Genomic DNA, 12,611 nt, shown 5'->3' on the forward strand with positions numbered 1-12,611 from the left:
AACCATCTCGGTTCCCGGGGATCCGCCCCGGCCGGCCGACGCCTCCGCGCGCCGGGAGTAGACCGGAGGGGAGAGCCGGTCGACCGACCGGCCTCGATGCGAGGAGGAATCCCATGGTCGATTCGGTGGCGACGGTCTGGCTGCCCGTCACGGACATGACGCGCGCGGTGGCGTTCTACCGCGACACGCTCGGGCTCACGATCACGAGCGAGGACGACGACTGGAGCGAGATCGACGCGGACGGCCTGATGATCGGGCTCAACGCGCGCGAGGAGACGAGCGGGTCGTCGAGCGGCGGCGCGGTCATCTCGTTCACGCCCGAGGGGTCCATCGAGGACGAGCTGGAGCGGATCCGCGCGCGCGGCGCCGAGATCACGGGCGAGATCAGCGACCACGAGTGGGGCCGCATCCTCCCGTTCCAGGACAGCGAGGGCAACGACCTCCAGCTCTACACGCCGCCGACCGGCGCGTAGCCCGCGGGAGCGCTCAGCCGGCCGACCAGGCCACCGCGCCGTCGCGGACGACGGCGTGGATCCGGGCCAGGTCGGCCGGCCGCGGCGCGGTCGTGACGTCGAGCACCGTGAGGTCGCCGCGTGCGCCCGGCTCGACCACGCCCGACCCCGCGGCCTCGGCGCCGAGGAACGCGGCGGGCTCCGTGGTGAGGGACGCGAGGATCGCGTCGGCCGACAGCCCCGCGCGCGCCAGGGCCGCGAGCTCCGGCGCCGTGTCGCGGTCGGGCATGTAGCCGACGTCGGTGCCGAAGAGCACGCGCCCGCCCGCGGCGACGAAGCCGCGCAGCGCCTCGCGGATCGGCCCGACGTACGCCTCGTCCGGGCGGACGGTGGCGGCGAACATGTGCAGGGTCGGCACGACGCGGATCCCGCGCGCGGCCGCCTCCGCGAGGAGCGCCGCGGTGCCCTCCGTCTCGTCGGGCACGTGGGCGAGGGCGTCGACGCCCGCGTCGACCGCGACCGCCGTGCCGCGCCGGTCGGACGGGTGCGCGAGCACGCGCGCTCCGAGGCGGTGCGCCTCCGCGACGGCGGCCCGCGCGACGGCGCGGCGCATCGGCTTCACGCGCTCGGGCGTCACGTAGGAGCCCGTGAAGAGCTTGACCACGCGGGCGCCTCCGGCGAGCTGCCGACGGACCGCGCGGCGCGCGCCCCGGCGGGTGGCGGGCATCGGCAGCAGGCCGCGCAGGTACCAGGGCACCATCGGGCGCATGTAGAAGGGGAGGCCCCGCACCGGCCGGATCCCGACCCCGGCGGTGAGGATGCGCGGGCCCCGCAGGTCCCCGGCCTCGATGCGGCGGATGAGCGCGTGCGTCGTGCGCGGAAGGGAACCGAGGTCGACGACGCCCGCGAAGCCGCGGCGGAGCATCATGTCGTCGAGGGCGGCCTGCACGGCGGCGGGGTCGCGGCGGACCCGACCCCAGACGCGCTCCGTCAGGTGCACGTGGCAGTTCCAGAAGCCGGCGGCGACGACCCGGCCGGCGAGGTCGACCTCCGGCACGTCGGCCCCGGCGTCGAGGTCGTGCCCGATCGCGACGATGCGGCCCGCGCGGATCAGCACGTCGCGCGGCTCCGAGAGCGGGGCGCCCGGCCGCGCCCAGACCCGGGCCCGGCGGAGGAGGAGGTCGCCGCTCACGGCATCGGCTCGAGGTCGACGTGCACGTCGTCGCCGACCGCCAGCCCCTGCCGCTCGCGGACCTGGCGCTTGATCGGCAGCACCCACGTGCCGTCGCCCTGCGGGAAGACCGACGTGCGCCAGGTCGTGGTGCCGACGCGGACGCGCACGGGCACGGATCCGAACCCGCGCCGTCCGGCCTCGCCCAGCTCCCGGAGCATCTCGCCGAGCTCGACGGGCACGGTCACCATGGTCCAGAGCTCGCGTCGCGCCTCCCACGCCCAGAGCGGCGCGGTGAAGTCGAGCGGCAGGTCGTCGGTCATGCCCCGACCCTACGGGCGGGCGTCGTCGTGCACGTCGGCGTCGACGGGCAGCGCGTCGAAGGCGGGAGCGGCCTCGCCCCGGCGCCGCCGCTCGCGGACCCCGCGCGTGGTCGTCACGGCGAGGAAAAGGAAGTACGCGCCGAAGGCGACCAGGGCGACCGTCTGGATCCACGCCGGCAGCCAGGCGAGGCGTCGCGTGCCCGTGCTCGCCATCGGGTCCTCCGCGGTCACGGAGATCGCGATGCCGACCGCGATGATGACGAGGCCGAACGCCGCCTGGGCCACGGCGCGGCCCGTCGTGGGCACCCGCGGCTCCCGCTCGGCGCGCTCGCGGGCGACGCGGCGCACGCGCATCCGGAGGAGGAACGCGCCGACCACGACGACGACGGCGACGGGGACCAGCACGGCGAGGGGGATGTCCATCCCTCCACGCTAGGGACGCCGCACGACGACGGGACGCAGCGGCGTGCCCCCCCGATCGAGGCCGATCCGGCGGCTCAGCGCCCCACGGTGAGCAGCTCGCACTCCAGCGGCTCGGACGTCTCCGCGATCAGCTCGAACGCCGCGGCGCCCGCGCGGATGGTCACGGTCGACATGCCCTGCCAGCGCGGGTGCGGCTCCGAGGTCGTGGAGGTGATGGCGTGGCGGAGGAGCCGCAGCCGGTCGATCGAGAGGGTCGCCGTGCGGCGGCGCAGTACCGGGTCGCGGCGGGACACGATCAGCAGCTCGCGCGGCGTGCAGGCGGCCAGCGCGCCGGCGAGGCTCATCGGCCGGAGGCGCTGCAGCGCGCCGGCGAGGCCCGTCGCGGTCGTGCGCAGCGGCGTGCGCGGCCGCGAGGAGAGGTAGCGCAGCTGCGGATCCCGCGCCGTGAGGTCGTAGTAGGCGGACGCGACGCCCGCCTCGTCCTTGCCCATGTCGATGCGCGGGGCGACGCGCTCGGCCCGTCCGGGCGCGTGGACGGGCACGCCGCCGGCCTCGCCCGCGAGCGCGACCAGCAGCTCCGTCAGGTCGACGACGACGTCCGCCGACGCCCCGTTGAAGGGGATCTCGAGGGCCGTGCCGTCGGCCGTGTGCAGCGTGAGCAGGCCGTCGAGGAGGTCGACGCGGTCGCGCACGGCCACGATGTCGGCGTAGGGGATGCGGCGCACGATGAACCCGGATCCGCGTCGCGTCAGCACCTCCAGCTCGCGGTCACCGACGACGATGAGGCGGTCGTAGAGGTCCATGGTCGGATCGGTGTCGCGGCGCGCGATGTCGCGCGGCACCTTGAGCACGAGGCGGGCCGCGAACGGGTCAGCGCCGTGCGGGCGGAAGAGGCGCGGGACCTCGTCGAGCGTGCGGACGGTGTCGATCCACGGGCCGAAGGCGTCGTGCTCGGCGGTTCTGGCGGGCGGGGTCACGGAGCGACGCTATACCGGCGGCCGGCCCGGATCGAGGACGGGGGCGCGCCGCGTCCGGAGGCCCGATCGTGTGCTAGTCGGGCGGCGCGAGGAGGCGGCGGGGAGGCGGCGGGGAGCCGCCGATCAGTGCTCGATCAGGTCGCGCTCGGGCGGCACGGAGGTCCACAGCTGCACGACGCGTCGGGCGAGCGCGCGCTCGAGGCCGCCCAGCGCCTTGACCACGAAGATCGTCGTGCGGGCGGGGGAGCCGGCCTTCGAGAAGCCGCGGTCGACGGCGCGCACCCACGTCTCGGCGGCGATCTTCGCGGTCGAGTAGTTCGCGCCGCCCGGGTACGGGCGCTGCACGGCGGTGGAGGAGACGATCGCGAGCCGGCCGGCGTCGGACGCCTGCAGGTCGGCGTCGAACGCGCGCGTGGTGTTGCGGAGCGTCGTGACGAGGCGCTCGTGCAGGAAGTCCCAGTCGTCGTCGGTCTGGCCCTCGAGGCCGTTGCCGCCGCGCCAGCCGCCGACCAGGTGGATCAGCCCGTCGACGCCGCCGAGGTCGGCGCGGATCCGTCCGGCCAGGTCCACGACGGCCGCGTGGTCGGCGAGGTCGCACACCTCGCGGCGGGACGCGTCGACGCCGTCGAGCCGGCCGGCGTCGGTGCCGACCGCGACGACGCGCGCCCCCGCCGCCGTCAGCTCGGCGCAGACCGCCCGGCCCGCGGCGCTCGACGCGCCGGCGACCACGACCACGCGGCCGTCGACGCTCATGCGGCCTGCCCCGTGATCCCGGCGGTCGACCCGATCACGTCGCGCATCTTCCTCTCCAGCGCCTCGAAGAACATGCTGAGCGGGAACTCGTCGTCGAGCACGAGGTCGGTGAGGCCCTTCGGCGGCCCGTCGAGCGGCAGCGCGTCCGGCCCCTTCGCCCAGGTGGATGCGGGGTGCGGCGTGACCGTCTCGGTGACCATCGCGTACGCGGCCAGCCAGTGCGCGGTCTTCGGCCGGTCGATGGAGCGCCAGTAGAGGTCGTTGACCCGGTCGGCGAGCGCCACGACCACGTCGGCGACCTCGTCCCAGTCGATCGTGAGGCGCGTGTCGGTCCAGTGCAGCACGTGGTGCTGGTGCAGCCAGGCGAACAGGAGCTGGCCGCCGAGGCCGTCGTAGTTGCGGACGCGGGAGCCGGTGATCGCGAACCGGAAGATGCGGTCGAAGATCACGGCGTGCTGCACCATGCCGGCGCGCTCCAGGAGGGCGTCGTCGGCGGCGGTGCGCTCGGCGGGATCCACCGCGGCGAGCCGGCGCTGGATCGCGACGGCCTCGCGGAACGCGGTGAGGTCGCAGCGCAGCTCCTCGATCGAGTAGAGGAAGAAGGGCATCCGCTGCTTGATCATGAACGGGTCGAACGGCAGGTCGCCGCGCATGTGCGTGCGGTCGTGGATGAGGTCCCACATCACGAAGGTCTCCTCCGCGAGCCGCTGGTCCTCCAGCAGGCGCCGCGCGTCCTCCGGCAGCTCGAGCTTGGTGACCTCGGCGGCGTGGCGCACCACGCGGCGGAACCGGGCGGCCTCGCGGTCGGCGAAGATCGCGCCCCACGTGAAGGTCGGCACCTCGCGCATGGCGACGGTCTCGGGGAAGAGCACGGCCGAGTTGGTGTCGTAGCCGGGCGTGAAGTCGACGAAGCGGATGGGGACGAAGAGCGCGTTGCCGTAGTCGCCCGCCTCCAGCTCGGCGACGAACTCGGGCCAGACGACCTCGATCAGCACGGCCTCGACGAGGCGGCTCGCGCTGCCGTTCTGCGTGGTCATGGGGAAGACGACGAGGTGCCGGATGCCGTCGACGCGGTCGCGCTGCGGCTGGAAGGCGGTGAGGGAGTCGAGGAAGTCGGGCACGCCGAGGCCGGCGTCGACCCAGCGCGCGAAGTCGACGTCGAGGGCCGCGAGGTACGCGGCGTCGTGCGGGAAGAGCGGGGCGAGCGCGCGGACGGAGTCGCGGATCACGCCGACGAGGCGGGCGGCCTCCGCGTGCTGCGCGGCGTCGGGGATCGAGCCGTCCTTCACCTGCATCGGCTGGAGGGCGACGGCGGCGTCCTTGAGGGCGAGCCAGGCGGGGGAGGAGGCGACGGAGCGCACGTCCTCGACGACCTCGGGCTCGCCGATGACGGCTGCGGGGGCTGCGGCGCTGGACATGGATCGACCTCCGATCGTGCGGGTGCGTGCGGTGCCTCCACCGTATCCGCGGGATCGGCGCCGCATCGTGTCCGGTGAGCGGGTTCCGCGCGTGGATCCCGGTGCCCACGCAGCATCCGTGCGCGTGCGGCGGCGCCTACGCCTCGTCGTCCTGCGGTACGAGGGTCGTCGTGCCCGTCTCGTGGTCGCGGCGGAGGATCGCGTAGCCGACGGATGCGCGGGGCTCGCCGCCGGCGACGGGCCAGCCGTCGCGGTAGTGCGCCTCCTTCACGAAGCCCGCGCGGACGAGCACGCGGCGCATCGCCCGGTTGTCGTCGCGCGTCTGCGCCTCGAACCGGGTGACGTGCGGGTGGGCGCGGAAGACGTGGTCCGTCAGCGCGCGCACCACGGGCACGCCGAGGCCGCGGCCGCGCCAGGCCTCCGCGAGGCGCAGGTCGAACAGCACGCCCGGATCCTCGAGGTCGTCGAGCACGACGAGGCCCACGCGGCCGGATCCCTCGACCTCGACCCACAGCGCCGCGTGCTCGGGCCCCGCGAAGTCGCCGTCCGCGATGCGCGCGTCGACGTCCGCGGCGGTCGGCCGGGGCCGCACGTGGAACGGGAACGCGTTCGACGTGAGGAACGCGCGGAGGGCGTCGGCGTCGGCGGCCGGGTCGACCGGGACGAGGCGCACCCCCGGGTCGGCGGCGGTGCGGGGAGAGGGGGTGGCCGAGTGCATGCGGGGTCCGATCGGGTCGGGCGGGCGGCGGCGCCCGGGCGGGTCGCCATCCACAGGCGCGGGTGAACAGCGCGTGAACCCGGCTGTCCTCCGTAGAGGGGACAGGCGGGCAGGGCGCAAGCTCGTCGCCGTGGATCCCTTCATTCTCCTCGTGCTCGTCGTCATCACGGCGCTCGCCTTCGACTTCACCAACGGCTTCCACGACACGGCGAACGCGATGGCCACGTCCATCGCGACCGGCGCGTTGAAGCCCAAGGTCGCGGTCACGCTCTCCGCCGTGCTCAACCTGGTGGGCGCCTTCCTCAGCATCGAGGTCGCGCTCACGGTCACGAACGCGGTGGTCAAGATCCAGGACAAGACGGGGGCGCCCGACCCGGCGCTCCTGGAGGGCGGCGGATCCGCGCTCCTCCTCATCGTGCTCGCCGGCCTCATCGGCGGCATCGTCTGGAACCTCCTCACCTGGCTCCTCGGCCTCCCGTCGAGCTCGTCGCACGCGCTGTTCGGCGGCCTCATCGGATCCACGCTCGCGGGCCTCGGCGTCAACGGCGTCAACTGGGCGGGCGACGGCTCGAAGCTCGACGGCGTCGTCGGCAAGGTGATCCTCCCGGCGCTCATGTCGCCGATCCTCGCGGGGGCGGTAGCCGCCATCGGCACCTGGCTGGTGTTCCGGATCATCGGGAACCTCGCCGGGCGCGGGCTCGACCGCACCTTCCGCATCGGCCAGATCGGCAGCGCCTCGCTCGTCTCGCTCGCGCACGGCACGAACGACGCGCAGAAGACGATGGGCGTCATCACGCTCGCGCTCATCGCCGCCGGCGGCTGGACCGACACGGAGTCGGTGCCGTTCTGGGTGAAGATCAGCTGCGCGCTCGCCATCTCGCTCGGCACCTACATCGGCGGCTGGCGCATCATCCGCACGGTCGGCAAGGGCCTCGTCGAGATCGACACGCACCAGGGCATGGCGGCGGAGAGCTCGTCGGCCGCGGTCATCCTCGCCTCCAGCCACCTCGGCTTCGCGCTCTCCACCACGCACGTCGCCACCGGCTCGATCCTCGGCTCCGGCGTCGGCCGCCCCGGCGCGCAGGTGCGCTGGCGCGTGGCGCTGCGCATGGTCGTGGCGTGGATCATCACCCTCCCGGCCGCCGCCCTCGTCGGCGCCGTGATGTGGTGGCTCGGCCACCTCATCGGCGGCGCGGCCGGCGGCATCGCGATGACGATCGTGCTCCTGGCCGTCGCCATCACCGTCTACGTGCGCTCCCGCAAGGACGACGTGGGCGCCCACAACGTCAACGACGAGTGGTCGGACGACGCGCCCGCCCGCCCCGCCACCCAGCCCGCCGACGCCTGAAGGATCCCGCCATGCTCCCCCTCTTCCTCTCCGCCGTCGGCCAGGTGGCCCTCGTGGCCGTCCTCCTCGGCGCGGGCCTGCCCGCCCTCTTCGCCCTCGGGGTCCGCTCCTTCGCGCTCGCCAGCCCCGACACGAGCGGCCGCGCGACCGGATCCGGTCCCGGCCTCCCCGCCCCGCTCCTGCAGCTCGTCGGCGCGGTCTGCTACGCGGTCGTGGTCCTCGCCGTGGTCGCGGGCCTCACGCTCATCATCGCGACCGGCCTCGGCCAGACCGTGAGCTTCGAGCACGTCATCCCGACCTTCACCTCGAAGGGCTGATCGTGACCACCAGCGCGTCGACGGAGGGCGGGCCCGCCGAGGGCGCCGCCCCCGAGCGCGGCATCGTCCAGCGCGTGGTCGGCTGGCTGCGCGCCGGCTACCCCTCGGGCGTGCCCGACCAGGACTACGTGCCGCTGCTCGGGATCCTCCGCCGCAGCCTCACGGCCGAGGAGCTCGAGCAGGTGGTGGACCAGCTCGTCGACGACGCGGCGGCGGCGGACGCGGCCGGCCACGAGATCGGCCGCCGTCAGCTCCGCGAGCGCGTCGAGGAGCTCCTCCTCGGGCCCGCGCTGCCGGAGGACCTGGTGCGCGTCTCGGCCCGCCTCGCCGCGGCGGGCTGGCCCCTCGGGTCGCCCGACGACCTGCACGCCCCGGATGCGCCCGGCGCGCGGGCGACCGAGCGCACGGGCCTCGTGTCCCGCGTCGTCGCGTGGCTGCGGGCCGGCTACCCGGCCGGCCTCCCCGAGCAGGACTTCGTGCCGCTGCTCGCGCTGCTGCGCCGCCGGCTCAGCGACGAGGAGGTCATGGCGGTCTCCGAGCGCCTCGAGGCCGAGGGCGGCCTGCCCGCCTCGCGCCTCGACGTGGCCGCCGCGATCGCGGGCGTCACCTCCGAGATGCCGTCCGACGAGGACGTGGAGCGCGTCCGCGCCTACCTCGCGGCCCACGGCTGGCCCGACGGCTTCCGGATCTGATCCCGCCCGCCCCACGGGCTTGCCCTCTTCGGCTAAGCGAGTTAGCGTGTAGCTAACGCACTTAGCCGAAAGGGCTGCCATGACCACCTCCACCTCCACCCTCGCCGTCGCCGACGGCACGCTCGCCTACGAGATCCACGGATCGGACGGCCCGCTCGTCGTGCTCGCCCACGGCATGGGCGACGACCGCCGCTCCTGGGATGCGGTCGTCCCCGACCTCGTCGCGGCCGGCCACCGCGTCGCCGCCGTCGACCTCCGCGGCTGCGGCGGGTCGAGCGCCGCGTGGTCGTCGTACGGGCAGGGCGACATCGCGGGCGACCTCATCGCGCTCGTCCGGCACCTGGGCGGCCCGGCCGCGCTCGTCGGCCACTCCATCGCGGGCGGCGCGGCCACCATCGCCGCGTCGCGCGAGCCGGAGCTAGTCCGCGCGCTCGTCGAGGTCGGGCCGTTCACGCGGAAGCAGTCGGTAGCGATCCGCGACCTCGGCGTCGCCGCGTACCGCCGTGGCGCGCTCCGCCTGATGGGCGCCGTGATGCTCGGCAGCCGCGGCATGTGGCGCCGCTACCTCGAGCTCGCGACGCCCGGCCGCCGCCCCGCCGACTGGGACGCGCGCCTCGCCCGCATCGACGCGATGCTCCGCGAGCCCGGCCGCATGACCGCGCTGAAGCGCATGGGCGTCTCCGGCACGGCCGAGTCCGACCCGGCGCTCGCAGGGATCCGCGTGCCCGTCCTCGTGCTCCAGGGATCCGCCGACCCCGACTGGGTGGACCCGCGCGCCGAGGCCGACGCCATCGTCGCCGCGCTGCCCGCCGGCCTGGGCCGCGTGCAGATGGTGGAGGGCGCCGGCCACTACCCGCACGTGCAGGAGCCCGCCGCGGTCGCCGCCGGCATCGTCTCCTTCCTCGGCGCGGTCCGTGCCTAGGGCGGGGCTCAGCCGGGACGCCGTCGTCGCGCGCGCGTCCGAGATGCTGGACGACGCCGGATCCGGCCCGCTCCAGCTCCAGGCGCTCGCCGAGAGCCTCGGCGTGCGCGTGCCGTCGCTCTACAAGCACATCGAGGGGATGCCGGGCCTCCAGCGCGGGATCCTCCTCCGCGGCAAGGCGGAGCTCGCGGCGGAGCTCGCGCGCGCGGCCGTCGGGCGGTCGGGGGCGGATGCGGTGACGCGGATCGCGCACGCCTACCGCGCGTGGGCGCTCGCGCATCCGGGCCGGTACGCGCTGGCCATGCGCGCGCCCGCCCCGGACGACGCCGAGGACGAGGCCGCGTCGGAGGCGCTGGCGCGGGTCGTCTACGACGCGCTCGCGGGCTACGACCTGCGGGACGACGACCTCGTCGACGCGACGCGCTTCCTCCGCTCGGCGATGCACGGCTTCGTCGCGCTCGAGACGGGCGGCGCCTTCGCCCTCGCGGCCGACCGCGAGCGCAGCTGGGACCGCCTGGTCGCGAGCGTGGTCGCGGCGCTGGAGGGCTGGCACCGGCACTGACTTGCACTGCGCGGCGTGAAGTGCAAACATGCACTCCATGACGGATGGTGCAACTGGGCTGCGCGAGCGACGCCGGGCGGAGACCTCGGCCACGCTCACGACCCTGGCGCGCCGCCTCACCGCCGCGCACGGCCTCGCCGGCTTCACGGTCGAGGAGCTGTGCGAGCAGGCGGGCGTCGCGCGCCGCACCTTCTTCAACTACTTCGCCTCCAAGGAGGACGCGGTGTTCGGGCGTCCCGCGCGCCTCGACACCGCCGACCTCGAAGAGGCGTTCGTCGCCGCCGGCCCGTCGCGCGGCGGCGCCTCGCGCGGTGGCCCGTCGCGCGGTGGCGCCTCGCCCCACGCCACCTCGCCCGACCTCCTCGCCGACCTCGCCGAGCTGTGCCTGCAGCGCTGGTCGCGGCTCGACACCGACGGCACCTCCATGAAGGACATGCACGCCGCGTTCCGCCGGGAGCCCGGCCTCCTCGTCCGCGCGCTCGACGCGTCCATCGAGGACGAGGCGAGCGACGTGCGGCTCGTCGAGCGCCGCGAGGGCCTGCCGGAGGGCGACCTCCGCGCGTCCGTCGTGGTGCAGGTCATGGCCGCGCTCGGACGAGCGAGCGCCCGCGAGTTCCTCGCGCCCGGCAACGCCGACCCCATCGAGCTCCTCCTCCGGCGTCGCCTCGACGCCCTGCGCGAGATCGCGCACCCCGCCACCGCCACCCGCCACACGGAACGGACCCCATGACCGCCACCGCCCCGGCGCCCCTCCTGCTCACGCAGCGGCGCATCTGGATCATCTTCTCGGCGCTCATCGCCGGCATGCTCCTGTCGAGCCTCGACCAGACCATCGTCTCCACCGCGATGCCGACCATCGTCGGCGAGCTCGGCGGCGTCGACCACCAGGTCTGGATCACCACGGCGTACCTGCTCGCCACCACGATCGTCATGCCCATCTACGGCAAGTTCGGCGACGTGCTCGGCCGGCGGAACCTGTTCCTCGCGGCCATCGCGATCTTCACGCTCGCCTCGGTCGGCTGCGCGTTCGCGGGCGACTTCTGGTCGTTCGTCGTGTTCCGCGCGGCCCAGGGCCTCGGCGGCGGCGGGCTCATGATCCTGTCGCAGTCGATCATCGCCGACATCGTGCCGGCCAACCAGCGCGGCAAGTACCTCGGCCCGCTGGGCGGCATCTTCGGCCTCTCGGCCGTGGGCGGCCCGCTCCTCGGCGGCTTCTTCGTCGACCACCTCACGTGGCAGTGGGCGTTCTACATCAACATCCCGGTGGGCATCGCGGCGTTCGCCATCGCCTTCGTCACCCTGACCCTGCCGAGCAAGCGCGTGACGAAGAAGGTGGACATCGCGGGCGTCGTGCTGCTGTCGCTCGCCACCACGTGCCTCATCTTCTTCACCGACTTCGGCGGCGACAAGTCCTACGGCTGGGGCTCGCTCGCGACCTGGGCGTGGGGCGTGGGGCTCGTCGTGGCCGCGTCGCTGTTCGTGTTCACGGAGGCGCGCGCGGACGACCCCATCATCCCGCTCAGCCTGTTCCGCAACCCGGTCTTCGTGAACGCGACCGCCATCGGCCTCGCGCTCGGCATCGGGATGTTCGCGGCGATCGGCTTCGTGCCGACGTTCCTGCAGATGTCCACGGGCACCTCGGCCGCGGTCTCGGGCCTGCTGCTCCTGCCGATGATGGTGGGCCTCATCGGCATGTCGATCACGTCGGGCATCCTCATCAGCCGCACGGGCCGGTACCGGATCTTCCCCATCGTGGGCACGCTGCTCACCATGCTGGCGCTCGTGCTGATGACGTCGCTCACCGCCCAGACGCCGGTGTGGCTGATCTGCGTGTTCCTCTTCATCTTCGGGCTGGGCCTCGGCCTCATCATGCAGGTGGTCGTGCTCGTGGTGCAGAACGCGGTGCCCGCCGCGCAGATCGGCACGGCGACCAGCACGAACAACTACTTCCGCGAGGTGGGCGCCGCGCTCGGCACGGCCGTGTTCGGCACGCTGTTCACGACGCGCCTCACCGAGAACCTCACGGGCGTCTTCGCCGGTGCCGGGGCGGCCCCGGGCGACGCGGCGGCCTCGGCCAGCAGCATCGACCCGCAGACGCTGAACGGGCTGCCGGACGCGGTGCGCGACGGGATCGTGGACGCGTACGCCGACGCGCTGGCGCCGGTGTTCTGGTACCTCGTGCCGTTCATCGCGATCGCGTTCGTGCTCTCGCTGCTGCTCAAGCAGATCCCGCTGTCGGACGTCGCCGGGCTCGTCGCCCGCGGCGAGGCGGTGGGCGGCGAGGAGGCCGAGCGGCTGGAGGCCGAGCAGCGCGCGTCCGCCCGCCCGGGCACGACGCCGCCGCAGGCCACCGGGGCGGATGCGGCCGACGAGGCGTCGCGGATCGCCGTGCCGTCGAGCGACGCGCGGGACGGCCGCTCGGAGCGCTGATCCGCGCATCGCGATCGCCCGTCGGCACGTCCCGCCGTCGGCACCACCCGTTGACACGGGCGCCCGCGGCTGGTCGACTCGCGGGAGGGCCGTCGTCCCCTGAGG

Annotated in this window: 15 protein-coding genes; 8 read left to right on the forward strand and 7 right to left on the reverse strand. The window is 74.6% G+C overall.

The annotated features are described in order from the left end of the window. The first annotated feature begins 113 nt into the window (after positions 1-113). Positions 114-473, forward strand: a complete 360-nt coding sequence (locus FGG90_RS13300) for a VOC family protein (protein WP_094126533.1) — start codon at positions 114-116, stop codon at positions 471-473. 13 nt (positions 474-486) lie between these two features. On the opposite strand, the gene FGG90_RS13305 is transcribed toward FGG90_RS13300, so the two are convergent. From FGG90_RS13305 to FGG90_RS13335, 7 genes are all read right to left on the reverse strand, one after another. Further along, a complete protein-coding gene (locus FGG90_RS13305; protein WP_165771356.1) occupies positions 487-1,644 on the reverse strand; it encodes an amidohydrolase family protein in 1,158 nt (385 codons plus the stop codon). After that, positions 1,641-1,946: a DUF1905 domain-containing protein gene (locus FGG90_RS13310; RefSeq protein ID WP_094126531.1), complete on the reverse strand. Its 306-nt coding sequence runs from the start codon at positions 1,944-1,946 to the stop codon at positions 1,641-1,643. Before FGG90_RS13310 ends, FGG90_RS13305 begins: the two co-directional genes overlap by 4 nt. Positions 1,947-1,955: 9 nt before the next feature. Then, complete coding sequence (locus tag FGG90_RS13315; protein WP_094126530.1) at positions 1,956-2,369, reverse strand: hypothetical protein; 414 nt, start codon at positions 2,367-2,369, stop codon at positions 1,956-1,958. A gap of 74 nt (positions 2,370-2,443) precedes the next feature. Beyond that, on the reverse strand, positions 2,444-3,346 hold the full coding sequence (locus FGG90_RS13320) for a hypothetical protein (RefSeq protein ID WP_094126529.1): 903 nt from the start codon (positions 3,344-3,346) through the stop codon (positions 2,444-2,446). Between the two features lie 123 nt (positions 3,347-3,469). Next, positions 3,470-4,099: an SDR family oxidoreductase gene (locus FGG90_RS13325; RefSeq protein ID WP_094126528.1), complete on the reverse strand. Its 630-nt coding sequence runs from the start codon at positions 4,097-4,099 to the stop codon at positions 3,470-3,472. Beyond that, on the reverse strand, positions 4,096-5,517 hold the full coding sequence (locus tag FGG90_RS13330; RefSeq protein ID WP_094126527.1) for a DUF6421 family protein: 1,422 nt from the start codon (positions 5,515-5,517) through the stop codon (positions 4,096-4,098). Before FGG90_RS13330 ends, FGG90_RS13325 begins: the two co-directional genes overlap by 4 nt. Positions 5,518-5,653: 136 nt before the next feature. Further along, positions 5,654-6,235 (reverse strand): GNAT family N-acetyltransferase, encoded by a 582-nt coding sequence (locus FGG90_RS13335; RefSeq protein WP_094131250.1) that lies wholly within the window; start codon positions 6,233-6,235, stop codon positions 5,654-5,656. 130 nt (positions 6,236-6,365) lie between these two features. Here FGG90_RS13335 and FGG90_RS13340 point away from each other — a divergent pair, with 130 nt between their 5' ends. The 7 genes from FGG90_RS13340 (at position 6,366) to FGG90_RS13370 (ending at position 12,506) form a co-directional block, all read left to right on the forward strand. Then, positions 6,366-7,583: an inorganic phosphate transporter gene (locus FGG90_RS13340; protein WP_086516593.1), complete on the forward strand. Its 1,218-nt coding sequence runs from the start codon at positions 6,366-6,368 to the stop codon at positions 7,581-7,583. 11 nt (positions 7,584-7,594) lie between these two features. Beyond that, positions 7,595-7,900 carry a hypothetical protein gene (locus FGG90_RS13345; protein WP_094126526.1) on the forward strand — a complete coding sequence of 102 codons (306 nt, stop codon included), beginning with the start codon at positions 7,595-7,597 and terminating at the stop codon, positions 7,898-7,900. Positions 7,901-7,902: 2 nt separating this feature from the next. Then, positions 7,903-8,592, forward strand: a complete 690-nt coding sequence (locus FGG90_RS13350) for a DUF3349 domain-containing protein (RefSeq protein WP_094126525.1) — start codon at positions 7,903-7,905, stop codon at positions 8,590-8,592. 79 nt (positions 8,593-8,671) lie between these two features. Continuing rightward, entirely contained in the window at positions 8,672-9,514 is an 843-nt protein-coding gene (locus tag FGG90_RS13355; RefSeq protein ID WP_094126524.1) for an alpha/beta fold hydrolase, read from the forward strand. Next, positions 9,507-10,076, forward strand: a complete 570-nt coding sequence (locus FGG90_RS13360) for a TetR/AcrR family transcriptional regulator (RefSeq protein ID WP_094126523.1) — start codon at positions 9,507-9,509, stop codon at positions 10,074-10,076. Before FGG90_RS13355 ends, FGG90_RS13360 begins: the two co-directional genes overlap by 8 nt. 28 nt (positions 10,077-10,104) lie before the next feature. After that, positions 10,105-10,806 (forward strand): TetR/AcrR family transcriptional regulator, encoded by a 702-nt coding sequence (locus FGG90_RS13365; protein WP_094126522.1) that lies wholly within the window; start codon positions 10,105-10,107, stop codon positions 10,804-10,806. Next, the gene (locus tag FGG90_RS13370; RefSeq protein ID WP_094126521.1) at positions 10,803-12,506 is read left to right on the forward strand and encodes an MDR family MFS transporter; all 1,704 of its coding nucleotides are present in this window, start codon (positions 10,803-10,805) and stop codon (positions 12,504-12,506) included. The genes FGG90_RS13365 and FGG90_RS13370 overlap by 4 nt, the downstream gene beginning before the upstream one ends. Positions 12,507-12,611 lie beyond the last annotated feature (105 nt).

The organism is Clavibacter michiganensis subsp. tessellarius (genome assembly GCF_021922985.1).
In the GTDB taxonomy this organism is placed as follows: domain Bacteria; phylum Actinomycetota; class Actinomycetes; order Actinomycetales; family Microbacteriaceae; genus Clavibacter; species Clavibacter tessellarius.